General features: G+C 64.6%; 23 protein-coding genes and 1 tRNA gene. 10 read left to right on the forward strand and 14 right to left on the reverse strand.

The features are described from left to right. Positions 1–20 precede the first annotated feature (20 nt). Together EYV96_RS09920 and hmgA are read right to left on the reverse strand one after the other, a co-directional pair. Positions 21–641: a lectin gene (locus tag EYV96_RS09920; protein ID WP_240732395.1), complete on the reverse strand. Its 621-nt coding sequence runs from the start codon at positions 639–641 to the stop codon at positions 21–23. 5 nt (positions 642–646) lie between these two features. Continuing rightward, positions 647–1945 carry a homogentisate 1,2-dioxygenase gene (hmgA, locus tag EYV96_RS09925; RefSeq protein ID WP_131151252.1) on the reverse strand — a complete coding sequence of 433 codons (1299 nt, stop codon included), beginning with the start codon at positions 1943–1945 and terminating at the stop codon, positions 647–649. 154 nt (positions 1946–2099) lie between these two features. Between hmgA and EYV96_RS09930 the strand changes: the two genes are divergently transcribed. Beyond that, complete coding sequence (locus EYV96_RS09930) at positions 2100–2495, forward strand: DUF5362 domain-containing protein (protein WP_131151253.1); 396 nt, start codon at positions 2100–2102, stop codon at positions 2493–2495. 47 nt (positions 2496–2542) lie between these two features. On the opposite strand, the gene hppD is transcribed toward EYV96_RS09930, so the two are convergent. Continuing rightward, positions 2543–3637 (reverse strand): 4-hydroxyphenylpyruvate dioxygenase, encoded by a 1095-nt coding sequence (gene hppD / locus EYV96_RS09935; protein WP_131151254.1) that lies wholly within the window; start codon positions 3635–3637, stop codon positions 2543–2545. 128 nt (positions 3638–3765) lie between these two features. On the opposite strand from hppD, the gene EYV96_RS09940 reads away from it, so the two are divergent. Next, entirely contained in the window at positions 3766–4254 is a 489-nt protein-coding gene (locus EYV96_RS09940) for a MarR family winged helix-turn-helix transcriptional regulator (protein ID WP_131151255.1), read from the forward strand. A 71-nt stretch (positions 4255–4325) separates the two neighbouring features. Here EYV96_RS09940 and EYV96_RS09945 read toward each other — a convergent pair whose 3' ends face one another. Further along, on the reverse strand, positions 4326–5825 hold the full coding sequence (locus EYV96_RS09945) for a peptide MFS transporter (protein WP_131151256.1): 1500 nt from the start codon (positions 5823–5825) through the stop codon (positions 4326–4328). Positions 5826–5995: 170 nt separating this feature from the next. Then, complete coding sequence (locus EYV96_RS09950) at positions 5996–6844, reverse strand: tryptophan 2,3-dioxygenase (RefSeq protein WP_131151257.1); 849 nt, start codon at positions 6842–6844, stop codon at positions 5996–5998. 262 nt (positions 6845–7106) lie between these two features. On the opposite strand from EYV96_RS09950, the gene pdhA reads away from it, so the two are divergent. The 5 genes from pdhA (at position 7107) to EYV96_RS09975 (ending at position 11885) form a co-directional block, all read left to right on the forward strand. Further along, positions 7107–8192, forward strand: a complete 1086-nt coding sequence (pdhA, locus tag EYV96_RS09955; RefSeq protein ID WP_131151258.1) for a pyruvate dehydrogenase (acetyl-transferring) E1 component subunit alpha — start codon at positions 7107–7109, stop codon at positions 8190–8192. A gap of 3 nt (positions 8193–8195) precedes the next feature. Next, positions 8196–9176: an alpha-ketoacid dehydrogenase subunit beta gene (locus EYV96_RS09960; protein ID WP_131151259.1), complete on the forward strand. Its 981-nt coding sequence runs from the start codon at positions 8196–8198 to the stop codon at positions 9174–9176. A gap of 127 nt (positions 9177–9303) precedes the next feature. Further along, entirely contained in the window at positions 9304–10695 is a 1392-nt protein-coding gene (locus EYV96_RS09965; RefSeq protein ID WP_131151260.1) for a dihydrolipoamide acetyltransferase family protein, read from the forward strand. Between the two features lie 193 nt (positions 10696–10888). Beyond that, the gene (locus tag EYV96_RS09970) at positions 10889–11272 is read left to right on the forward strand and encodes a VOC family protein (RefSeq protein ID WP_131151261.1); all 384 of its coding nucleotides are present in this window, start codon (positions 10889–10891) and stop codon (positions 11270–11272) included. A gap of 19 nt (positions 11273–11291) precedes the next feature. Then, complete coding sequence (locus tag EYV96_RS09975) at positions 11292–11885, forward strand: alpha-ketoglutarate-dependent dioxygenase AlkB (protein WP_131151262.1); 594 nt, start codon at positions 11292–11294, stop codon at positions 11883–11885. Positions 11886–11915: 30 nt separating this feature from the next. Here the strand turns inward: EYV96_RS09975 and EYV96_RS09980 are convergent, their stop codons facing one another. After that, entirely contained in the window at positions 11916–12254 is a 339-nt protein-coding gene (locus EYV96_RS09980) for a hypothetical protein (RefSeq protein WP_131151263.1), read from the reverse strand. 113 nt (positions 12255–12367) lie between these two features. Here EYV96_RS09980 and EYV96_RS09985 point away from each other — a divergent pair, with 113 nt between their 5' ends. Further along, positions 12368–14125, forward strand: a complete 1758-nt coding sequence (locus EYV96_RS09985) for a SulP family inorganic anion transporter (RefSeq protein WP_165488644.1) — start codon at positions 12368–12370, stop codon at positions 14123–14125. Between the two features lie 4 nt (positions 14126–14129). Here EYV96_RS09985 and EYV96_RS09990 read toward each other — a convergent pair whose 3' ends face one another. The 8 genes from EYV96_RS09990 to EYV96_RS10025 form a co-directional block, all read right to left on the reverse strand. Next, positions 14130–14450 (reverse strand): hypothetical protein, encoded by a 321-nt coding sequence (locus tag EYV96_RS09990; protein ID WP_131151265.1) that lies wholly within the window; start codon positions 14448–14450, stop codon positions 14130–14132. Positions 14451–14488: 38 nt separating this feature from the next. Then, positions 14489–15859 (reverse strand): tryptophan--tRNA ligase, encoded by a 1371-nt coding sequence (locus EYV96_RS09995; RefSeq protein WP_131151266.1) that lies wholly within the window; start codon positions 15857–15859, stop codon positions 14489–14491. Positions 15860–15884: 25 nt separating this feature from the next. Next, entirely contained in the window at positions 15885–16799 is a 915-nt protein-coding gene (gene rocF, locus EYV96_RS10000) for an arginase (RefSeq protein ID WP_131151267.1), read from the reverse strand. A 26-nt stretch (positions 16800–16825) separates the two neighbouring features. After that, on the reverse strand, positions 16826–17218 hold the full coding sequence (locus EYV96_RS10005) for a rhodanese-like domain-containing protein (protein WP_131151268.1): 393 nt from the start codon (positions 17216–17218) through the stop codon (positions 16826–16828). Positions 17219–17233: 15 nt separating this feature from the next. Continuing rightward, positions 17234–17309 (reverse strand) — tRNA-Thr (locus EYV96_RS10010). A gap of 36 nt (positions 17310–17345) precedes the next feature. Then, complete coding sequence (locus EYV96_RS10015; protein ID WP_131151269.1) at positions 17346–18086, reverse strand: SPOR domain-containing protein; 741 nt, start codon at positions 18084–18086, stop codon at positions 17346–17348. A 33-nt stretch (positions 18087–18119) separates the two neighbouring features. Then, positions 18120–18878: a type III pantothenate kinase gene (locus EYV96_RS10020; RefSeq protein WP_131151270.1), complete on the reverse strand. Its 759-nt coding sequence runs from the start codon at positions 18876–18878 to the stop codon at positions 18120–18122. Continuing rightward, positions 18875–19846 carry a biotin--[acetyl-CoA-carboxylase] ligase gene (locus EYV96_RS10025; RefSeq protein ID WP_131151271.1) on the reverse strand — a complete coding sequence of 324 codons (972 nt, stop codon included), beginning with the start codon at positions 19844–19846 and terminating at the stop codon, positions 18875–18877. Before EYV96_RS10025 ends, EYV96_RS10020 begins: the two co-directional genes overlap by 4 nt. Positions 19847–20190: 344 nt before the next feature. Here EYV96_RS10025 and EYV96_RS10030 point away from each other — a divergent pair, with 344 nt between their 5' ends. Both EYV96_RS10030 and EYV96_RS10035 read left to right on the forward strand, forming a co-directional pair. Further along, positions 20191–20505 carry a hypothetical protein gene (locus tag EYV96_RS10030; protein WP_131151272.1) on the forward strand — a complete coding sequence of 105 codons (315 nt, stop codon included), beginning with the start codon at positions 20191–20193 and terminating at the stop codon, positions 20503–20505. Between the two features lie 35 nt (positions 20506–20540). Continuing rightward, positions 20541–21281 (forward strand): M90 family metallopeptidase, encoded by a 741-nt coding sequence (locus tag EYV96_RS10035; protein WP_240732397.1) that lies wholly within the window; start codon positions 20541–20543, stop codon positions 21279–21281. The last annotated feature ends 22 nt before the right edge of the window (positions 21282–21303 follow it).

Here is a 21303-nt window from a genome sequence, read left to right on the forward strand (position 1 = left end):
TATGCTCCGTATGCAGCGGCTTAGCCGCAGCCTTCAACGTAATCGATTTGCGGGGAAACACCCACGCGCCATTGCGTGACCTCGCCATCGGCGCTGACATCAAACACCAGGGACGTGCCCTGTGCGCCCGCCACGCGAATGGTGCTGGCCCTGGCCTCGTATTTGGCCGGTTGTTCTTCGAACTTGCCGGCGTACAACGCCAGCAACTCCACTTTGGTCATGCCGACACGGCCGCCACCGGGCGCCTTTTCCTTGTCGGTGCGCACGTCATAGCGCGCGAAGCGACCGTCTTCAAACATGAAACCCAGCGAGGGCTTGTCCTTGTCGTCGGCCGGATAGGCGTAGTGGCAGGTGGCGCCAGGCGCGGGCTCGGTCTGGCGAATCCCGCGGCCCTGTGTCGTCGCCAGCCAGGCCGTCGCGAACCGGGACTCATCCATGCCGAAGCGCGTGCTGCCATAGCCTTCCATGCCATCGGCTTCCAGCGCACCCGCTCGCGGCGCTTCTTCGACGCTGGCCGCCGCGACGGGAGTCGCCGTGGCGGCGGCCGTCGGTACCGATGTGGTTTCCGGTGCCTCGCTGTGGCTGCAAGCGGCGACAGCCATAGCCAGCGTGACGATAAGGCCCGTGCGCAAGATCTGCATGCGGATCAGCTCTCCTTGAAGTGCTTCTGTATCCCCTGCCAGCACTGATAGTAATCGCCCTGCAGCTGCGGCGCGCCCAGCGCCTGCAGCGTGGGGCGGATCACCTTGCGCGTTTCGAACATGAAAGCCATGGTGCCGGTCAGGTGATCGGGTTTGCTCAGATCAGCCTGCGTCGCCTTTTCGAAACTCGCCTCATCCGGGCCGTGGCCGCTCATGCAGTTGTGCAGGCTGGCGCCGCCGGGTACGAAGCCGCCGGCCTTGGCGTCATACGCGCCCTGGATGAGGCCCATGAATTCGCTCGCCACGTTGCGATGGAAGTACGGCGGGCGGAACGTATGCTCGGCCACCAGCCACCGCGGCGGGAAGATCACGAAATCGATGTTGGCCGTGCCGGGCGTATCGCTGGCCGAGGTCAGCACGGTGAAGATCGAAGGGTCCGGATGATCGACGCTGATCGAACCGACGGTGTTGTACAGCGTCAGGTCGTATTTGTACGGGGCGTAGTTGCCGTGCCATGCCACCACGTCGAGCGGCGAGTGGTTGATCTTTGCCGACCACAGGTTGCCCTGGAATTTGGCGACCAGCTCGAACGCACCCTCCACGTCCTCGTAGGCCGCGTGCGGCGTGAGGAAATCGCGTGGCAGCGCCATGGAGTTGGCGCCGATGGGGCCGAGGTCGGGAAGGCGCAAGAGCGCGCCGAAGTTCTCGCAGATGTATCCGCGCGCCTGACCATCGGGCAGCTCGACGCGGAAACGGATGCCGCGCGGAATCACGGCGATCTCCAGCGGCTTCACTTCGAGCACGCCCAGCTCGGTAGCCAGCACGAGTCGACCTTCCTGCGGCACGATCAGCAGCTCGCCATCGGCGTCGTAGAAGAAACGGCCTTCCATCGAACGATTCGCCGCATAGACATGGATGCCACAACCGCCCTGCTCGGCCGGTCCGCCGTTGCCGGCGATCGTGACGATGCCATCGATGAAATCGGTCGGCTCGGCGGGCATCGGCCACGGATCCCAGCGCAGTTGGTTCGGTGTGGCGGGGGCTTCTTCGAAGCGATTGTGGAACGACGCTTTGCCCAGCGGCTCGAACGGCTCGTGCATGGCGGCCGGACGGATGCGGTAGAGCCAGCTGCGACGGTTGAGGTGGCGCGGCGCGGTGAAGGCCGTGCCGGAGACCTGCTCAGCGTAAAGGCCGTGGGCCACCTGCTGGGGGGAGTTCTGCCCCTTCGGCAGGACACCCTCGATCGCTTCGCTGGCGAACTCGTTGCCAAAACCCGACTGGTAACCGCGCGCTTGGTTGGACATCGTCAATTCCTGGAAAGGTCTCGATTACGGCAATGACATTTCGCTACGCTTGGACGGCCTCACTCAAGGATCGAGGCCAAGACCGCTGCGAAACGCCATGTTGGTTGGATCGACTGCAACGTAACGACAGCACTACATCTACAAGGGGGACCACATGTCTGACCAGTACGCTTCGCTGGGCGAGGCCCGCAACAACCATTCCATCACCGACCTGAGCCAGCCACTGGCATCGGGCACGGGCTGGATGAAGTTCGTGGGCATCATGTCCATCATCCAGGGCGCCCTCACCGCCTTGACCATCGTCGGCATCCTGTTTGCCTGGCTGCCGATCTGGATCGGCGTCCTGGTCATGCAGTCGGCCGGTGCCGTCGAGCGCGCCAGCCAGACCGGGGATGCCGCCGCCCTCAAGGAGGGCCTGTCCAAGCTTCGCACCTACTTCGTGATCCAGGGTGTGCTGTGGCTCGTGATGTTCGGCATCTTCGCGCTGTACATCATCTTCTTTGGCGCGATGATGGCGACCGTGCTCAAGAATGGCGGCTTCCCGCACTGAGACTCGCGGCGTGGCCTTCTTCCCGAAGGCCACGCCCACGCGGCGTCTTACAGCACGCCGCGCTTCATCTGGTCACGCTCGATCGACTCGAAGAGCGCCTGGAAGTTGCCTTCGCCGAAGCCCTCGTTGCCCTTGCGCTGGATGATCTCGAAGAAGATCGGGCCGATGTTGTTCTGGGTGAATATCTGCAGCAGCTTGCGCTGCTTGGTCTCCGGATCGGCGTCGATCAGGATCTTGTTCTTCTTCAGGCGCGGCACGTCTTCGTTGTGATCGGGGATGCGCATGTCGATCACGTCGAAATAGGTTTCCGGCGTATCGAGGAACTCGACGCCCTGCTCGCGCATCGCTTCCACCGTGTCATAGATGTTGTCGGTAAAGCAGGCGATGTGCTGGATGCCTTCGCCGTGGTACGCGTCGAGGTATTCGTTGATCTGGCTCTTCGGATCGCTCGACTCGTTGAGCGGGATGCGCACGATGCCGTCCGGCGCGGTCATGGCCTTGGACACCAGGCCCGTCTTGGCGCCCTTGATGTCGAAGTAGCGGATCTCGCGGAAGTTGAACAGGCGCTCGTAGTAATCCGACCACTTCTGCATGTTGCCGAAGTAGAGGTTGTGCGTCAGGTGATCGATGAAGGTCAGGCCAAAACCCTTCGGGTGCGGGTCGACGCCGGCGATCGGCGCGTAGTCGCCGTCGTAAATGCTGCCCTTGTCGCCGTACTGGTCGACCAGGTACAGCATGCAGTCGCCGATGCCCTTCACCACCGGGGCGTTCACCGCCTTGGTGGCTTCCTTGTGGTCGACCGGCTCGCCGCCATTGCCCAGCACGGTCAGGCGAACCTCGGCCGACGGCTTCTGGAAGCGGATGGCGAAACCGGCGGCGCAGGGGCCATGCTTGGCGGCGAAATCGGCCGCGAAGGAGTCCGGGTCTTCATTGACCAGCAGATTCACGTCACCCTGGCGATACACGGTGATGTCGCGGGTCTTATGCTTGAGCACAGCGGTGAAACCCATGTGCTTGAACAGTGCATGCAGCTCGCCGCCACGGCCTGCCGGTGCCGCGAACTCCACGAATTCGAAGCCGTTGATCCCCATGGGGTTCTCGAAAGTGGTGACCTGCATGCCAAGATTGGGCTGCGCGTTCATGGGGATCTCCTGAGCGGGTTCGTTGGCGCCCTGCCCGTGGGTAGGGAAGCGCGCCGGCGGCCTGGGCCGATGGCCGCCACGCCCTGTAGCGTGCGACCTCGGGTATAAGACTCGCGTTATAGTTACATATGAAACCATTTGCAAGGAGCGATGCAGCAGTGCCTGCCGATCACACGCCCGACCATGCGCCCCTGGAGCTGGAGCACTTCCTGCCCTACCGGCTATCGATCCTCTCCAACACGGTGAGCCAGTCGATCGCCGACGACTACCAGAAAAGGTACGACCTGAGCATGACCGAATGGCGCGTGATGGCCGTGCTGGCGCGCTTCGAAGGCCTGTCAGCCCGCGAGGTGGCCGAGCGCACGGCGATGGACAAGGTGGCCGTCAGTCGCGCCCTCGCCCGCCTGGTCGAGGCCGGTCGCGTCCATCGCGGCACGCACGATGGCGACAAGCGCCGCTCCGTGCTGGCCCTCAGCGACGTCGGCTGGGAAGTCCATGACGTGGTGGCGCCCATGGCGCGTGCGCACGAGCGCGAACTGCTGGAAAAGCTCGACGAGCAGGAGCGCGAGTGGCTCAACCGGATTCTCGACAAGCTGTCGCCGGTGGGCGGGTCGTAAAGCCTCCGCCAAGCCGGCACAAAAAAAAGAGCCCGCGATGCGGGCTCTTTTTGTTTCCAATGCGAGGCGCCTTACTTCACGCCATGCATCAGTCGCGCAATAAGCGGCGCGATCAGGAACAGCAGGGCGCCCGCGATCGCCAGCAGCCAGAAGCCCCAGGTGTAACCGGACAGCGCCGAATGCACGGTCATGCCGCCTTCGCCGCTGATCAGACCGGCGAAGATGCCCGACAGGTTGTTACCGATACCCGTGGAGAGGAACCAACCACCCATGCCGAAACCGACAAGGCGGACCGGCGCCAGCTTGGTCACCATGGACAGGCCGATCGGAGACAGGCACAGCTCACCCACCGACTGGATCACGTACACCATGAACAGCGTCCAGAAGGGGATCTTGCCCGCGTCGTTGACCATGCTGGACAAAGCGACCATCAGCAGCAGGAAGGCGAGGCCATTGAAGATCAGGCCCAGGCCGAACTTACGCGGGATCGACGGATTGTTCCGGCCCATCTTCAGCCAGAGCCAGGCCAGGATGGGAGCAATCGTGATGATGGCCAGCGAGTTGACCGACTGGAACCAGCCCACCGGGAAGATCCAGCCACCAAACGAGCGATCAACAATCTTGTCGGCAAGGAAGTTGAACGAGCTGCCGGCCTGCTCGAAGAACATCCAGAACAGCACGTTGAACACAAAGATCAGGAGCATCGCAATCGCACGATCGCGCGCCACTTTGCCCTCGCGAATACCTTCAGCGAGGATCAGGCCACAAAGCACCAGGAACATCGGTGCCAGCACCCACCAGTTAAGCATCGCGGCATCGATGGTCAGCAGGAAGTAAACCGCCGGGATGGCCACCAGTGCGCCGACGAACGTCAGTAGCACGCGACCGGCACCTTCGCCACCCACGGGCGGACGACCAATGCTCTGAAGCTCGCGACGGCCGAACCAGAACCACACCAGGCTCAGCAGCATGCCGATGCCCGACACGATGAACACGATTTTGTAGGCGGGCATGCCGTCGGACCCAAACACCTTGTCCGAAAGCCAGCCAGTAAGGATCGGCGAGATCATCGCGCCGAGGTTGATACCCATGTAGAAAATGGTGAAGCCCGAATCGCGGCGTTCATCGCCCTGACGATACAGGCTGCCCACCATGGTCGAAATATTGGGCTTGAACAGGCCATTGCCCGCGATCACCGTCGCCAGGCCCAGCTTGAACACTTCCTCGTTCGGAATCGCGATCATGAACAGGCCAGCCGCCATGATGGCGGCTCCCAGCAGGATCGAGCGCTGATAGCCGATGACCCGATCAGCCACGTAGCCACCGAAGATCGCTGCCGCATACACGAGCGCCAGGTACGCACCATAGAGCTGGCTGGCCGGCTGCTCACCGGTTCCACTGCCCTGATAGAACTGGGCCACGATGTACAGGGTCAGCGCCCAGCGGATGCCGTAGAACGCAAAGCGTTCCCAGAATTCGGTCATGAAGAGCATCCACAACGGTCGTGGATGGCCCATGCGTTCGGGAAACGCCGGCACCGCGGGTGCGGCGGTAGAGGTGGTGTCGGTCATGCTGGCCCCTTGGGTCGTACGGAGGTCAGATCGGCACTCGCGTGCGGATCAAATGGAATTCTCCGGGCAGTAGTAACCGGCAGCGGCCTTTGACGTCAATTGCAGCGCAGCATGAATCGGATGGTTCTTAGGGACCTTGGGGGTGTAAGGCGTTAGAACGAAGTTAGGGCTCAGGTCCCGAGCACAGTGCGGACATCCAGCAGTTCGGGAAAGAACTCCAGGTCCAGCGCCTTCTTCAGGAACGACACGCCCGACGAACCGCCGGTGCCACGGCGATGGCCGATGATGCGTTCGACCGTTTTCATATGGCGGAAACGCCAAAGCTGGAAACTGCCCTCCACATCCACCAGCTGCTCGCACATGTGGTATTCGGGCCAGTACTCCGCACGGTTCTCATAGATGCGCTTGAACACCGGCAACAGGCCTTCGTGGCGCGTATGCGGCTGGCTCCAGTCGCGCGCCAGCAGTTCGGCCGGGACGGCATGACCGCGCCGGCCCAGGTAGGCCAGGAATTCGTCGTAAAGACCCGGGGCGTCAAGCACCGCCTGCAGGGCCGATTGCGCCGCCGGGTCGTGCGCAAACACCGCCAGCATCTGGGCGTTCTTGTTACCCAGCAGGAACTCGATCTGGCGGTACTGGAGCGACTGGAAGCCCGAGGACGGGCCCAGGATGTCGCGGAATTCCAGATACTCGGAGGGGGTAAGCGTCTCCAGGACGCCCCACTGCTCGAACAGCTGCCGCTGCACCTGCTTCACCCGTGCCAGGATCTTCAGGCAGGGGTCCAGGTCGTCCCGCTTGAGGTGCGCGATGGCGGACTTCAGCTCGTGGATGATCAGCTTCATCCACAGCTCCGCCACCTGGTGCTGCACGATGAACAACATCTCGTCGTGGTGCGGGGGCTGGCTCTGGGGCTGCTGGGCACTGAGGAGCACGTCCAGGCGCAGGTAGCCGCCATAGGTGAGCCGTCCGTTCAGGTCCAGCTCGATGCCGGCCTCCAGGTCACGCCGATTGTCCGTCATGAGGTTCGTTCTGGCGGGAAAGGTCGCATGGTAACCGGGTTGGGCACGCCGCTCGAAACCCTTGCGCAAGGTCCTGCGGTTAAAGGCAAATCCCCTCCTCAGTACCGCCGCGAATGCTGCGGCGTACCTTGCGGCGCAACATCCCCTCCTGATATCAAATGCGGTCTTGTCCGGGCCTTTTGTGCGCGCTTGACCTCACTGGATGGGTCGCCGCCGTTCCCGCACCTCACACCCATTCCCCTACTCACTCCGGGAGCGAGTCGTGTCCATCGCCGCCAAGTTTGAAATCGAATATCTGCAGTACCTCGATGCCGAAGGCAACCAGGTCCGTGACGACCTGCCAGCATTCGCAAGTGATCTCGACCACATGGTCGAGCTGTACAAGCTGATGTTGTCCACGCGCGTGTTCGACGCCAAGTCGGTCGCCTTGCAGCGCACCGGCAAGCTCGGCACCTACGCCAGCTGCCTGGGCCATGAAGCGGCCCACGTCGGCATCGGCAGCGCCATGAAGCCCGAAGACGTGCTCGCGCCGAGCTACCGCGAATACGGCGCCCAGCTGTATCGCGGCGTGCAGCCGCGCGAGGTCTACATGTACTGGGGCGGCGACGAGCGCGGCAACGACTACCAGAAGGAACCGGCGCGCCACGACTTTGCGTGGTCGGTGCCGATCGCCACGCAGTGCCTGCACGCCGCCGGCTCCGCGCTGGCGTTCAAGATCCGCAACGAGAAGCGCGTGGCCGTGTGCACCATCGGTGACGGCGGCTCGTCCAAGGGCGACTTCTACGGCGCCATCAACATCGTCGGCGCGCAGAACCTGCCGATGGTCGCGGTGATCGTCAACAACCAGTGGGCCATCTCGGTGCCGCGCAAGATCCAGTCCGGCGCACCGACGCTTGCCCAGAAGGGCATCGCGGCCGGCCTGTTCTCCATCCAGGTCGACGGCAACGACATCATCGCCGTGCGCAAGGCCATGGAAGACGCGCTCGAACGCGCGCGCAACGGTGAAGGCGGCTCGGTGATCGAAGCGGTGACCTACCGCCTCGCCGACCACACCACCGCCGACGACGCCCGTCGTTACCGCGGCGAGCAGGAAGTGAAGGACGCCTGGGCACGTGAGCCGATGAAGCGCCTGCGCAACTGGCTGGTCGCCAAGGGCGTGTGGGACGACGCCAAGGAAGAAGCCTGGAAGGCCGAGTGCGACGAGTGGATGGATAACGAGGTGAATGCTTACCTCGAGACCAAGACCCAGCCGGTCACCGCGATGTTCGATTACACCTTTGCCGAAGTGCCGGCGGATCTCGCCAAGCAGCGCGACCTCGCCATTTCGCTCGACAAGAAGGCTCACTAAGTCATGGCACAAATCACTCTCATCGAAGCCGTCACCCAGGCGCTTGCGTATGAAATGGCACACGACGAAAGCGTCGTGGTGCTGGGCGAAGACGTCGGCGTGAACGGCGGCGTGTTCCGCGCCACCCAGGGCCTGCAGGAAAAGTTCGGCGAACTGCGCGTGCTCGACACGCCGCTGGACGAAACCACCATCGCCGGCGTCACCGTGGGCATGGCTGCCCAGGGCATGAAGCCGGTCGCCGAAGCGCAGTTCGAAGGCTTCATCTACCCGATGATGGAGCAGATCGCGTGCCACGCCGCGCGCCTGCGCAACCGCACGCGCGGTCGCATCACCGTGCCGGCCGTGTGGCGCGCACCGTGGGGCGGCGGCATTCGTGCGCCGGAACATCACTCCGAAGCCAACGAACATCTGTTCACCAACATCCCGGGCCTGCGCGTGGTGATGCCGTCATCACCGGCGCGCGCCTATGGCCTGCTGCTCGCCGCCATCCGCGATCCGGATCCGGTGATGTTCTTCGAGCCCAAGCGCATCTATCGCCAGTACAAGGAAGAAGTGCCGGATGACGGCGAGGCTCTGCCGCTGGACGTGTGCTTCGTGCTGCGCGACGGCACCGACGTCACCATCGTCACCTGGGGCGCCCAGGTGAAGGAAGCGCTGGAAGCCGCCGACGCCCTCGCCGCCGACGGCATCAGCGCCGAGGTGATCGACGTGGCCACGCTGACCCCGCTCGACTTCGACACCATCGCCGAGTCGGTACAGAAGACCGGCCGCTGCGTGATCGTGCACGAAGCTCCGAAGACCGCCGGTTTCGGTGCCGAAATCGCCGCGCGCCTGGCCGAGGAATGCATGTACGACCTGCTGGCTCCAGTCGAGCGCGTCACCGGCTACGACACGCACATCCCGCTGTTCCGCCTGGAAATGAAGTACCTGCCGAGCACCGAACGCGTCGTCGAAGCCGCCAAGCGCACCCTGGCTGCAAGCTGAGAGCGTGAATGGTGAATAGAACATAGTGAATGGGAAGAGCGCGGCGCGGAAAATCCGCAACACGCCGCTCTCCCCATTCACCATTCACCATTAACTATTTACCCCTTCAAAGTCCGGAATCCACAACATGGCCGACATCAAGACATTCCACCTGCCCGACCTCGGCGAAGGCTTGCCCGACGCCACTATCGTCGAATGGCATGTGAAGGAAGGCGACTACATCAAGCTCGATGCCCCGCTGGCTTCGATGGAAACGGCCAAGGCCGTGGTGGACGTGCCGTCGCCGTACACCGGCACGGTCAAGAAGCTCTACGGCGCCCCGGGCGACATCATCGAAACCGGTTCGGCCCTGGCCGACTTCGAGCCCGATCCGAACGCCAAGCAGCGCGCCGAAGCCGAGTCGACCGGCCATCACCATGGCCCGAAGAAGAGCGTGGGCAGCCCGGCCGCCGATGACGCAGCCAAGGTCGTGGCGTCCGATGAAGGCGGCGAAGTGGAAACCGCCACCAAGGCCGATCGTGAAGACGAAGGCACCGTCGTTGGCGCGATGATCAGCGGCAATGCCGTGCACGTGGAACAGGTCAGCAGCGCCGGTGGCGTGAAGGCCGTCCCGGCCGTGCGCGCACTCGCCAAGAAGCTCAAGGTCGACCTCGCCCGCGTCCGCGCCACCGGCGCCGACGGCGTGATCACCATGAAGGACGTGAAGGACGCCGCCGCCAATGGCAGCGCCGCGCTCGGTGCCGCCCCGGCCCGTGCCGTGCCCGCCTCGGCCGGTCGCCACCTGGCGCCGGAACTGCCGGAGCCGGGCCCTGCCCCGAGCCGCACCCCCGTGTCGCTCGCCGGCAAGCCGGTGCGCACCGCCCCGCCGAGCCAGCAGGCCAGCGGCCAGCCGGAACAGCTCAAGGGCGTGCGTCGCAACATGGCCCGCGTGATGGCCGAAGCCCACGCCAACGTGGTGCCCACCACGCTGGTCGATGACGCCGACCTGCACGCCTGGATCGGCAAGCAGGACATCACCGCCCGCCTGATCCGCGCCATCGTTGCCGCGTGCAAGGCCGTGCCGGCCCTCAATGCCTGGTTCGACGGCAAGAACCTCACCCGCACGCTGCATCCGCACGTGGACATCGGCATCGCCGTGGACACCGACGACGGCCTGTTCGTGCCGGCCCTGCGCAACGCCGACGTGCTCGACGGCGCTGGCGTGCGTGCGGCGATCAAGCGTCTGCGTTCGCAGGTGGAAGATCGCTCGATTCCGGCATCGGAACTGTCGGGCTACACCATCAGCCTGTCGAACTTCGGCATGTTCGCCGGTCGCTACGCGACGCCGGTGGTGGTGCCGCCGACCGTCGCCATCATCGGCGCCGGCAAGCTGTGCCACGACGTCGTCGCCGTGATGGGTGGCATCGAAGTGCATCGCCGCATGCCGATCAGCCTCACCTTCGATCACCGCGCCGCCACCGGTGGTGAAGCGGCACGCTTCCTGAAGGCACTGCTCGACGATCTCGCTGCACCGAACTGATCGCCGCAAGACGATCGACGAAAGGGCGCCCTGGTGGCGCCCTTTTTTTTCGCCATTCGCACGGCCGCGCAAGACGCTCGTGAACAAAGTCCGAGCAACCCCAAGCGACAGCTCCGGGAAAGCACCCCGACGATACTTTCGCGTAACAAGCGCTCGACTAGGCTTGCGCTTCCCCGTCGCGGAGCACGCGTCCATGCATCACAGCCGCTTGTCCAACCTGGTCATTGACTGCCGCACGGATGATCTGAAGGAAGCCACGGAGTTCTGGAGCAAGGCGCTCGGAAAACCGGTCGTCTCCTTCGATCAGGATGGCGACGGCAAGTATGCGGAACTGGCCACGATGGACGACGAGATGGCGGTGTTGCTCCAACGCGTGGACCACGAAAGCCGCGTGCACCTGGACATCGAAACCGACGACCTCGATGCAGAAGTCGGTCGACTGGAAAAACTCGGTGCGAAACGCCTGGATTTCCTGCACGGCCGCTGGTGGGTGATGCAGGCACCGAGCGGGCATCGATTCTGCGTCGTGCAACGACAGCGCGAATCCTTCGGCCCCCATCTCAATCGCTGGGACTGACGGAACGTAGCCTGCCACCATGCAAGCCTCCTTCTTCGACAACGGCCCCCGCAGCTTCATCGACGACGCCACCGGTCCGCTGGTGTATTACCCCGACGTGGTCGGAGGCGACATCGCCGATGCGTGGCACGCTCAGCTGTTTCGCCAGATCGACTGGCGCTTTAGTTCGCGCATGATGTACGAGCGCGTCGTCGAGGTGCCGCGCCTGCACACGCACTATCGCCTGGACGATGCTTCGCTGCCGGAAGTCGTGACCGAAGCTCTGGCAGTGGTCCGCAGCTATGTCGATGCGCCGTTCAACAGTGTTGGCCTCAACCTCTATCGTGATGAGAACGACAGCGTCGCTCCACACAACGACCGACTCGACGGACTGGTCGAAGGTGAACCGATCGTCCTGCTGTCACTGGGTGCCGTCCGGCAACTGGTGGTCCGGCGCAAGGAGCCTCCCCATCGCAAGCTCACCATCGACATGGAACCGGGCAGCCTGCTGGTGATGGGATGGTCGACACAGCTTCATTACGACCACGGCATTCCCAAACTGAAACACCGCACGGGTTCGCGCATCAGCCTGGCCTTTCGCGTGCGAAAGCCTGATCAGAACACGGACGACTGAACACGCCAACGAGCAACGCGCGATGACCTGCTACGCGCCATCGCTTTCGTCTGGATGTCCATTGGCAAAGGCGATCTCGCGCGCCACCCACCACGCCTTCCACTCCTGCAACACGTCGATCACTTCGCGATCATGCTCGGGGTTGTGCCCCACGCCCATGTGCTCGGTGCTCAGCGTTCGCAGATAGGCCGCCAGTGCATCGCCCGAGCTGTCGTTATCCTGTCGCAACAACTTGACGACTTCCGGCACGTAGCTTTCGTACTCGTCGCGCGCCTGCGGTACGCCAGCGACGCGAAGGGGGTCCCACAGGTAGTGCAGTACTTCGTCCACGCGACGTCGAAACGCTCTCTCCTGTGCGGAAAGCCCCATGGCCACACTCCCCTGCTGGAATCCCCGGCGCCAGCATGCCACGCAATGCGCGCCAACAACACGTAGACGCGCATTGGAGCCACAATGGACACCCGCCCCAGCGTGCGAGAGTCATGCCCCGCTTCCTGTTACGCCTGATGCCCGGCCTGCGCGAGCTGCTGCATTACAAGCGCGAATGGTGGCGCCCCGACCTCCAGGCCGGCCTGTCGGTGGCCGCCGTGTCGTTGCCGGTCAGCATCGCCTATGCGCAGCTGGGTGGGTTCAGTCCGATCACGGGTCTCTACAGCACGGTACTGCCGATGATCGCCTATGCGTTCTTCGGCTCATCGCGGCAGATGATCATGGGCCCCGATGCGGCGACCTGCGCGGTGTTCTTCGCCACGCTGGCACCACTGGCGGTACCGGGCAGCGATGAGTACCTCGCACTGGCCGTATCGATCACCATCCTCTCGGGCCTGTTCTGCATCGTGGCGGGGCGCTTCCGGCTGGGATTCCTGGGCGATTTTCTTTCGCGTCCCATCCTGATCGGCCTGCTCAATGGCGTCGCCGTCACCATCCTGGTCAGTCAGTCCGGCAAGGTGCTCGGCCTCTCGCTCCAGGGGCGGGACACCATCGGGCAGGCGATGTCGCTGTTCACGCAGTGGCGCCATCTGCATTGGCCCACTGTGCTGTTATCGGCCGGCACCTGCGGCGTGTTCGTCAGCATCAAGGTGTTCTGGCCACGCGGGCCCGCGGCCTTGCTGGCCGTGGTGAGCGCCCTGCTCGCCTCGTTCTTGCTCAAGCTGCCAGAGCGCGGTGTGGCGATCATCGGCGACATTCCGTCCGGATTTCCCGACTTCGTATGGCCGTCGTTTCCGCACGAAGCGCTGGGCGCACTGGTGCCTGCCTCGCTGGCGATCCTGCTTGTCAGCTTCAGCAGCACGATGCTGACGAGCCGCAGTTTCGCCAGCCGTAATGGTTACCACGTCGACGGCAACCAGGACCTGGTCGCGCTCGGCACGACGCATCTGGCGGCTGCACTGAGCCAGGGCTTCGCGGTCGGTGGTTCCAGCTCGCGCACGCTGGTGAATGATCAGGCCGGCGGCAAGAGCCGCATGGTATCGATTGTCGCCGCGCTTACCGTATTGCTGGTGCTGTTCTTCCTCACCGACGTGCTGGCGGCCATGCCGCTGGCCGCACTGGGCTCGATCCTGGTGGTTTCGGCGGTCGGCCTGATCGACTTCGGCGGCTTGCGCGAGCTGCGGCGCTTCAGCCGCGCCGAGCACCTGCTGGCGCTGGCGACGATGGCAGGCGTGATTCTCTTTGGCGTGATGTCCGGCATCGTGGTGGCCGTGGCCATCGCCCTGCTTCGCTTCCTGACGCAGGTGACGCGTCCGGCCGAACAGCTCTTCGGGCGCATCCCCGGTTACGACGGCTTCTACGAACTGGCGCATTACCCGGAGGCGCGTGCGGTGCCGGGTCTGCTGATCTATCGTTTCGAATCGCCGCTGACGTTCTTCAACGCGGATTATTTCCGCCGTCGCGTGACCAGCCTGGTCAAGGCCAACAACCCGCGATGGGTGGTTATCGATGCCATCTCGATGACCAAGAACGACATCACGGGATTCCATGCGCTGGAAGAATTGCGGCAGGGACTGGCCGCACGCAAAGTGCAACTGGTGATTGCCGGCCGCACCGTGCAGGTACTCAATCGCCTGCGCGCCATCGGCATGGATCCGGAAGACACCGGCGTGCTGTTCTTCCCGTCGCGACAGGCCGCGCTGGCGGCCTATCTTGCCGAATACGGACCGTTCGAGGGCGTGGACCCGTCGCGCCTGCTGCCGGCTTTCCTGCGCGGCGGCACGGGCCAGCGCGCCGCGGAAACTAGCTGACGGGTTACTTCGTGCGCCAGATCGCCTGGCGCACGAGCATGGCGATCACCAGCACCAGCACGCAGGCGCCATAGCCATACAACGCCGGCAGCACCTGCTGCCAGATGGCGCCACTGGAAGGCCCGAACTCGCCGACATCCGGCACGGTGGCCGCGTCGAAGCCGAGCACGGCGCACTGTACGGCAGCCACTGCCGATATGAGCAAGGCCGCCCAGTCGAAGGCACGGCGCGCACCGGTGCGCGGCAGGCTCTTGGGATAGGCCCAGTAGGCCCAGCCCAGGATGAGCAGCCACGGTGCCAGCAGCAGGATGGCGAGATAACGCATCAGTTCGAGCCCCAGTTGGTTCGGTGCCCGCCGCGCGATTATTCGATCGCGGCGAGCTGGTCCAGTGCCTCGCGCAGGCGTGCGAGGGCGTCGTCACGTGCCTGTTCATTGCCGTAGTCGGGCGTAGTGCCGATGAGCTCGCCGTCCATTTCCAGACGCAGCGAGGTCGGCTCCACTTCGATCACTGCCGATGTGGCCGTGGGACCCTTCAGGTGCTTCTGAAAGACACCGGCCGCCTTCGGATCGGCGAACGAACGCGACAGCAGCAATTCTTCGCCCTCGGCGGAGAACAGACGGAAACGGAAGCTACCATCGCCATCGCGGAAACTGGCGAAGCGCGGCAATTTGCCCGTCCTGCCGGCGGGCTTGTCGGCCGCCGCTGCCGGGGCGATGCCTACCGAAATGCCGGAGCGCAGGCCAATCGCATCACGCAGCTCGGCGATCTTCGGCGCGGCGATGGCGCGAGCCTTGCGGGCGCCTTCCTGCAGGATCTCCTCGATCACCTGCGGACGCGCGATCAGCGCATCGTAGCTTTCGCGCATCGGGGCAATGTCGGTCTCGATGCGCTCGAACAGCACCTGCTTGGCCTCTCCCCAACCGATGCCGTCCACCAGTGCCTGGCGGAATGCGGTCGACTCGGACTCGCTGGCGAAGGCGCGGAAAATGGTGAAGAGCGACGAGCTGTCCGGATCCTTCGATTCACCCGGCAGGCGCGAGTCGGTGACGATGCGCATGATCGAGTCACGCAGGTGCTTCTGGCCACCGGCGAAGAGCGGAATGGTGTTGTCATAGCTTTTGGACATCTTGCGACCGTCGAGGCCGGGCAACGTAGCCACCTGCTCTTCGATGTGCGCTTCGGGCAGCGCGAAGAATTCGCGACCGTAGATGTGGTTGAAACGCTGCGCGATGTCGCGTGCCATTTCGATGTGCTGGATCTGGTCGCGACCCACCGGCACCTGCTGCGCGTTGAACGCCAGGATGTCGGCGGCCATCAGCACCGGGTACATGTAGAGGCCCGCCGTGACACCTGCGTCGGCGTCTTCGCCCGTCTCGACGTTCTTGTCGACCGAGGCCTTGTAGGCATGCGCACGATTGAGCAGGCCCTTCGCAGTGACGCAGGTAAGGAACCACATCAGTTCGGGAATTTCAGGGATGTCCGACTGGCGATAGAACGTGACGCGCTGCGGGTCGAGGCCGGCGGCCAGCCACGTCGCGGCGATTTCCAGGCGCGAGCGCTCGATGCGGGCCGGGTCATCGCTCTTGATGAGCGCGTGGTAGTCGGCCATGAAGTAAAACGCATCGACGTCCGCGCGAAGGCTGGCCGTCACGGCGGGCCGAATGGCGCCGACGTAGTTGCCCAGGTGCGGCGTGCCGGTGGTGGTGATGCCAGTCAGTACACGGGTCTGCATGAGTATTTGCTTTGTAGGAGTTATGTCAGCGGATCAGCGTGGACTTGCCAAACAACGATTCCACCAGGTCGACGGCGAGTTTGGCCGTCTGGTTGCGTTTGTCGAACGCGGGATTGAGTTCGACGATGTCGAGCGAGGCGAGTCGGCCGGAGTCGGCGATCATCTCCATGCACAACTGTGCTTCACGGTAATTCGGGCCACCGCGCACCGTGGTACCGACACCCGGCGCGATGCTCGGATCGAGGAAGTCGACATCGAAGCTGACGTGCAGGTGCGTGTTTTCGTCCACGCCTTCAAGCGCCTCTTCCATCACGCGCTTCATGCCGACTTCGTCGATATGGCGCATGTCGTGAATGGCGACCTTCGCTTCCCGCACAAGGCGTTTTTCGCCTTCGTCGACCGAACGAATGCCGATCTGGCGGAAGACCTCCGGTGACGTGGCCGGCTTGCTGCCGCCCAGCGTGGTCAGTTCTTCCGGACCCATGCCACACAGGCACGCGACGGGCATGCCGTGCACGTTGCCCGACGGCGTGATCTCGGCCGTGTTGAAGTCGGCGTGCGCGTCGAGCCACAGGACGCGAAGCTTCTTGCCCTGCTCGCGGCAATGGCGCGCCACGGCGGTGATCGAACCGATCGCCAGGCAATGGTCGCCACCAAGCATCACCGGAAGGCGCCCGGCCGATAGTTCGGTGTAGATGGCCGTGTAGACCGCGCGGTTCCAGGCCACCACGGCCGGCAGATGGCGATAGCCCTCCTCCGGCGGCAGCCAGGGATTGATCGGCCCTTGCAGGTTGCCGCGATCGACCACCTCGATGCCACGGCGCACGAGCCGATCCATCAGGTTGGCGACGCGCAGGGCCTCGGGCCCCATCGAGGCACCGCGGTGTCCGGCGCCGATGTCGGTGGGTACACCGATCAGGGATACAGCCTGCTTGCCCATGTTTCCTCGACTACGACGCTGTGGTTCTAAGGTTGCGCACCCGCTTCGCGCACCAGCGGGAGTTTTTCCTCGCGCCAGGCGTTCATGCTGCCATCAAGGAGGCGCACGTGGGTGTAGCCCCGTGCCTCCAGGATTTCCTGGGCCTTGGCGGCGCGACGGCCGGAAACGCAGTAGACGACGATTTCCCGGTCGCGCGGCACGCCAAGCGCAGTGTAGCGCCCGGATAGTTGCTCTACGGGGACATTGAGGGCGCCTTCGATGTGGCCGTCGCGGAACTCGTCGGCGCGACGGACATCGAGCAGGAACGGAGCCTGCCCGGCTTGCTGGCGCTGGATCAGCTCGGTGCGCGCAAGCGGCGCATCGGCGGCTCCCGCCGCACCGGCCAGGACCAGAAGGATGACCAGGGCGGCAAGGCGCATGCGGGATCCTCGAAATGGTGCCGACAGTCCGACTCGAACGGACGACCTACCGCTTACAAGGCGGTTGCTCTACCAACTGAGCTATGCCGGCGAAGCCCTGCAGTCTAGCAGGACGACCGCAGCGCACTCAAAAACAACCGGTGCTGTGCGAACCGACGCCGGGGCCACGGACTTTGCTGCGCCAGTCGAAACGACTGCCGTCGGCCACGGCCAGGTCCAGCCAGTATTCGGGCACGGTCTCCGTACGCTCGGTCATCAGCGCGGAGAAACCCGCCGCGACCACTTCGTCGCGGCGTTTGCGGGCATTGGCCGGGTCCTTGAACAGGCCCAGCGAGATGGTGTTGGGCTGGCCGCCCGAACCCACCACGAAGTAGTCGTCGATATGCGCGGCACTGAGACGACGCGCCTGTTCCAGCGCCTGTTCGCGGCTGGCGCTGGCCGGCAGGTAGACCCACCAGCCGCGGGACTGGGTCGTCTGCTCCTGGCGCGAGCGCATGCGCGCCGCCTGCGCGGTCAGGGCGGCGCGCGCCGTGCGCATGTCCTGTGGCGTCGGGAACGGGCCGATCGAGATGCAGGTGAAGCTGTTCGGCTTTGGCGCCGGACGGGGCAGTTCCGCAGCCGGTGCCACCGTCGAGGCGGCCGCCGTCGTGGGGCCGGATACGCTGCTGGCCTGCGCGGTGGCGCCGCTGGTTGCCGGCGTGACGGGCACGGGCTCGGGTGCGACCGGTCGCTCGGACAACAGGCGCAGCTGGGGCACGCCCGAATCGGCCGCGCTGCGATTGCGCGCATCGTCCTGCCCCAGCCACAGCCATGCGCCGACGGCGATATTCAGGGCGATCAGGAGGACGAAGAACAGACGAACCAGCATCAGGACACCGCGCAACGAATCGGAAACGACATTCTAGGAAGCCCTACCCACGCCGGACTGCGCATTCGCCCACACGTCCAGTCCATGCAGCACACCGTCGGCGACGAGTTCGACCGGCAGCGCCAGCAACGATTTCAGACTTTCCCCGTCACCGCCGCCGATGCGAACCACGGCGTTCGCACCCAGCGCGGGCGACATGTGGGCCACAAAGCGTTCCACCAGCGCAGCTGCGGCCTGCCAGCATCCGGACGCGACGGCGTCGGCGGTATTGTCGGCGGCATCGACGACGCGGCCCGGGCGTTCGGGACGAACGCGCGCGGTGGCACCCAGCAGCGATTGCTGCATGAGCTGCGGGCCGGGTGCGATCAGACCGCCCAGATGATGACCGTCGTCCGTCAGGGCATCGAGCGTCAGCGCGGTGCCGACGCCGACCAGGACGCAGGCGCCAACGCCGTCGGCATGCGCGGCGACCATCGCCAGGAAACGATCGATGCCCAGCCGGTGCGGCTCGGCATAGGCATTGCGCACACCGCAGCCGTCGGCTGGCGTGCGTACCCAGTTCGGCGCGATACCCCAACGTGCGGCCAGCACCTCTTCCACCACGCGCTCTCGCGCCGCATCAACCACGGACGCAGCCCACACTTCGGTGGGCGCATCGTGCGGCGCCCAGGCGGCGCGGAGGCCGGTGGCGATATCGTCGTCCCAGCTGATGGCATCGCGATTCATGGCATCTACCGCGCCGGGCAGCCACCATTTCAGGCGCGTGTTGCCGAGATCGAGCAGAAGCCTCATGCGCGTCGCACCGATACGTCGGCGCTGTCGAAGCTCTGCAAGCCTTCCTCGGTACGCACGCAAAGGGCGCCGCGCGCATCCACGCCCGCGCCCACGCCGTCCCATTGCGCCTGCGGACCTTGCACGCGCAACGGTGCGCCGCGCAGCAGGTCGTGGCTTGCGTAGTCATCGACGAAACCGGCAAAGCCCTGGCGGTCGAATTGATCCAGGCCCTCGCACAACGCCGTGATCAGGGCGGCGGCGACGCGATTTCGATCCGGCGCCTCACCACCTGCCAGGGTAGCCAGATCACTGATCGGCTGGCCCGCCTGCTGGCGCAGGGCATCGGTGAGCCGCAGATTGAGACCGATGCCGATGACCGCCGCGCACGGTCCCTGATACTCACCACTGAGTTCGACCAGGATGCCCGCGAGCTTGCCGTCCGGCGTCAGCACGTCGTTCGGCCATTTGAGCCCGGCATCGCACAGACCCAGGGCACCCAGCGCGCGCATCACGATGACGCCCACGGCGAGCGAAAGGCCGGTCAAGGAGGCGAAACCGCCATCGAAGCGCTTCAGGCACGAGAGATACAGATTGAGTCCCGGCGGCGACAACCAGGTGCGGCCCCGGCGACCGCGCCCGGCGCTCTGCGTCTCGGCGATCACGACGCTCAGGTCCGGCGCGGCGGCACCGCGTCGCTGCAGTTCGCTGGACGTCGAATCGATTTCCCAGACCACGTCGAGCGCACCCAGGCGCTTGCGCCATGGGGTTGGCACGCCAGCGCGAATGGCCTTGGCATCGAGCATCTGGATGGGCCACGGCAGGCGGTAACCCGCCGAGCCACGCGCTTCGATGGGAACTCCGCGCGACCGCAAGGCTTCGATCTGTTTCCAGACGGCAGCACGCGTCACGCCGAAATGCTCGGCCAGTGCTTCGCCGGACATGGCTTCGCCCCCGGCCAGCTTGGTCAGCAATGGTTGCGCCTGCATCAAAGAATCATCGCCATTCAAAGGACCCGGAACGCTGACCCGAGGGCCGCCGGGATACATGGAGTACGCCGTAAACCGGGGCATCTTAGAGCCTCCGTTCCGCGCTGTGGAGCATGGTCGCCGAAAGTCATGGCTCAGCGTGATTGCGACGCATGATCGCCCAACAAATCAGGCATTTCCCAGTGTTTGAGGACGCCATCGTCGATGCACGGACGCGACATTTCCTCCGGGTCATGACCTTTGGGACTGTTGACTCAGTCGTTTCCTATCGTGGGCACTGGCATCCGCCTCCCGATTCTGAGACGATCCGGACCTTCGCTAGCGGATCAAGGGGTTGAGCCGCCATGGGCATCCGGACATATCTATTCATCGGCATCATCTCTGTCGGCAGCCTCCAGGTTGCAGCGGCAGCAGACGCTGATGCGCGTGATATCAACGCCCTGCAGCGCTCCTCGGTCGATGCCTCGGGCACGCGTGACGTCAGCGGCAACGGCGGTGATGCGCTGGGCGTGACCCACAGCAGCAGCACGCCCTCCCAGGCCAGCCCGACCAACGGCAGCAATAACGAAAACTGCCCGACCGATGGCTCGTCCGACGCGCAGCACAGCCGCCGCGTGAATATTGGCTGGCAGTCGTTGCTGCCGGGCTCGATCCAGTAAGTCGTTCCGTGGCAGGAGCCTGGTGGCGACAGCTATTGTCGCGCTTCGACCCGCCCCCCATTCCTGACACGCTCTGGCGCCGCGCACTGGCGCAATGTCCGCTTGCGCGCCGACTTGACGAACCACGCCTGACGGCCCTCGCCGGACTCAGCGCCACTTTCCTCTCGCGCAAGCGCTTCCATGCCCTGGCCGGTGCCACGCTGGACGAACGCACGCGCGTCCTGATCGCCATGCAAGCCTGTCTGCCCGCGCTTCACCAGGGCATCGACGCGCTGCGCGGCTGGCGTGAAATCCTGATTTATCCTGGCGAGTTCAAAGCCCGTCGCAGCCACCACGACGAACTCAGCGGTGTCGTCAGCGAAACCGATGACATCCTCATCGGCGAAGCCTGGGAACGCGGTCCGCTGGTGCTGTCCCTGGCAGACGTGCAACTGGACCTGGAACAACCGTGGGACGGTTTCAATGTGGTCGTCCACGAGATGGCTCACAAGTTCGACATGCTCGACGGCGCACCCGATGGCGTTCCGTTGTTGCCAGCACACATCGAGCGACGCGAATGGATCCTGGCTTTCCAGCGTGCATTCGATCACCACTCCGACGATGTCGCGCGCGGACGCGACACGCTGATCGACCCCTACGGTGCCGAGGCGGCCGACGAGTACTTTGCCGTGGTGAGCGAACTGCACTGGTCGCAGCCTGGCGTACTGCAGCGAGCCGCACCGACTGTCGCGCAGTTGCTCACGGCGTACTACGGCGAATCGCCGGCACCCGTCTGAGCGGATACAAAAAAGGCGCCCG

This window comes from Dyella terrae (assembly GCF_004322705.1).
GTDB classification, from domain to species: domain Bacteria; phylum Pseudomonadota; class Gammaproteobacteria; order Xanthomonadales; family Rhodanobacteraceae; genus Dyella_D; species Dyella_D terrae.

Bases quoted from the DNA above. Each gene is read 5' to 3' on its own strand.
- EYV96_RS10020 (WP_131151270.1), bottom strand. From the start codon at position 18,878: ATGAGGCTTCTGCTCGATCTCGGCAACACGCGCCTGAAATGGTGGCTG.
- EYV96_RS09980 (WP_131151263.1), bottom strand. From the start codon at position 12,254: ATGGGGCTTTCCGCACAGGAGAGAGCGTTTCGACGTCGCGTGGACGAA.
- EYV96_RS09965 (WP_131151260.1), top strand. From the start codon at position 9,304: ATGGCCGACATCAAGACATTCCACCTGCCCGACCTCGGCGAAGGCTTG.
- hppD (WP_131151254.1), bottom strand. From the start codon at position 3,637: ATGAACGCGCAGCCCAATCTTGGCATGCAGGTCACCACTTTCGAGAAC.
- EYV96_RS09920 (WP_240732395.1), bottom strand. From the start codon at position 641: ATGCAGATCTTGCGCACGGGCCTTATCGTCACGCTGGCTATGGCTGTC.
- EYV96_RS09970 (WP_131151261.1), top strand. From the start codon at position 10,889: ATGCATCACAGCCGCTTGTCCAACCTGGTCATTGACTGCCGCACGGAT.
- EYV96_RS09950 (WP_131151257.1), bottom strand. From the start codon at position 6,844: ATGACGGACAATCGGCGTGACCTGGAGGCCGGCATCGAGCTGGACCTG.
- EYV96_RS10015 (WP_131151269.1), bottom strand. From the start codon at position 18,086: ATGCTGGTTCGTCTGTTCTTCGTCCTCCTGATCGCCCTGAATATCGCC.
- EYV96_RS10030 (WP_131151272.1), top strand. From the start codon at position 20,191: ATGGGCATCCGGACATATCTATTCATCGGCATCATCTCTGTCGGCAGC.
- EYV96_RS09940 (WP_131151255.1), top strand. From the start codon at position 3,766: ATGAAACCATTTGCAAGGAGCGATGCAGCAGTGCCTGCCGATCACACG.
- EYV96_RS10005 (WP_131151268.1), bottom strand. From the start codon at position 17,218: ATGCGCCTTGCCGCCCTGGTCATCCTTCTGGTCCTGGCCGGTGCGGCG.
- EYV96_RS09985 (WP_165488644.1), top strand. From the start codon at position 12,368: ATGCCCCGCTTCCTGTTACGCCTGATGCCCGGCCTGCGCGAGCTGCTG.
- EYV96_RS09945 (WP_131151256.1), bottom strand. From the start codon at position 5,825: ATGACCGACACCACCTCTACCGCCGCACCCGCGGTGCCGGCGTTTCCC.
- rocF (WP_131151267.1), bottom strand. From the start codon at position 16,799: ATGGGCAAGCAGGCTGTATCCCTGATCGGTGTACCCACCGACATCGGC.
- hmgA (WP_131151252.1), bottom strand. From the start codon at position 1,945: ATGTCCAACCAAGCGCGCGGTTACCAGTCGGGTTTTGGCAACGAGTTC.
- EYV96_RS09930 (WP_131151253.1), top strand. From the start codon at position 2,100: ATGTCTGACCAGTACGCTTCGCTGGGCGAGGCCCGCAACAACCATTCC.
- EYV96_RS10025 (WP_131151271.1), bottom strand. From the start codon at position 19,846: ATGCAGGCGCAACCATTGCTGACCAAGCTGGCCGGGGGCGAAGCCATG.
- EYV96_RS09990 (WP_131151265.1), bottom strand. From the start codon at position 14,450: ATGCGTTATCTCGCCATCCTGCTGCTGGCACCGTGGCTGCTCATCCTG.
- EYV96_RS09960 (WP_131151259.1), top strand. From the start codon at position 8,196: ATGGCACAAATCACTCTCATCGAAGCCGTCACCCAGGCGCTTGCGTAT.
- EYV96_RS09975 (WP_131151262.1), top strand. From the start codon at position 11,292: ATGCAAGCCTCCTTCTTCGACAACGGCCCCCGCAGCTTCATCGACGAC.
- EYV96_RS09995 (WP_131151266.1), bottom strand. From the start codon at position 15,859: ATGCAGACCCGTGTACTGACTGGCATCACCACCACCGGCACGCCGCAC.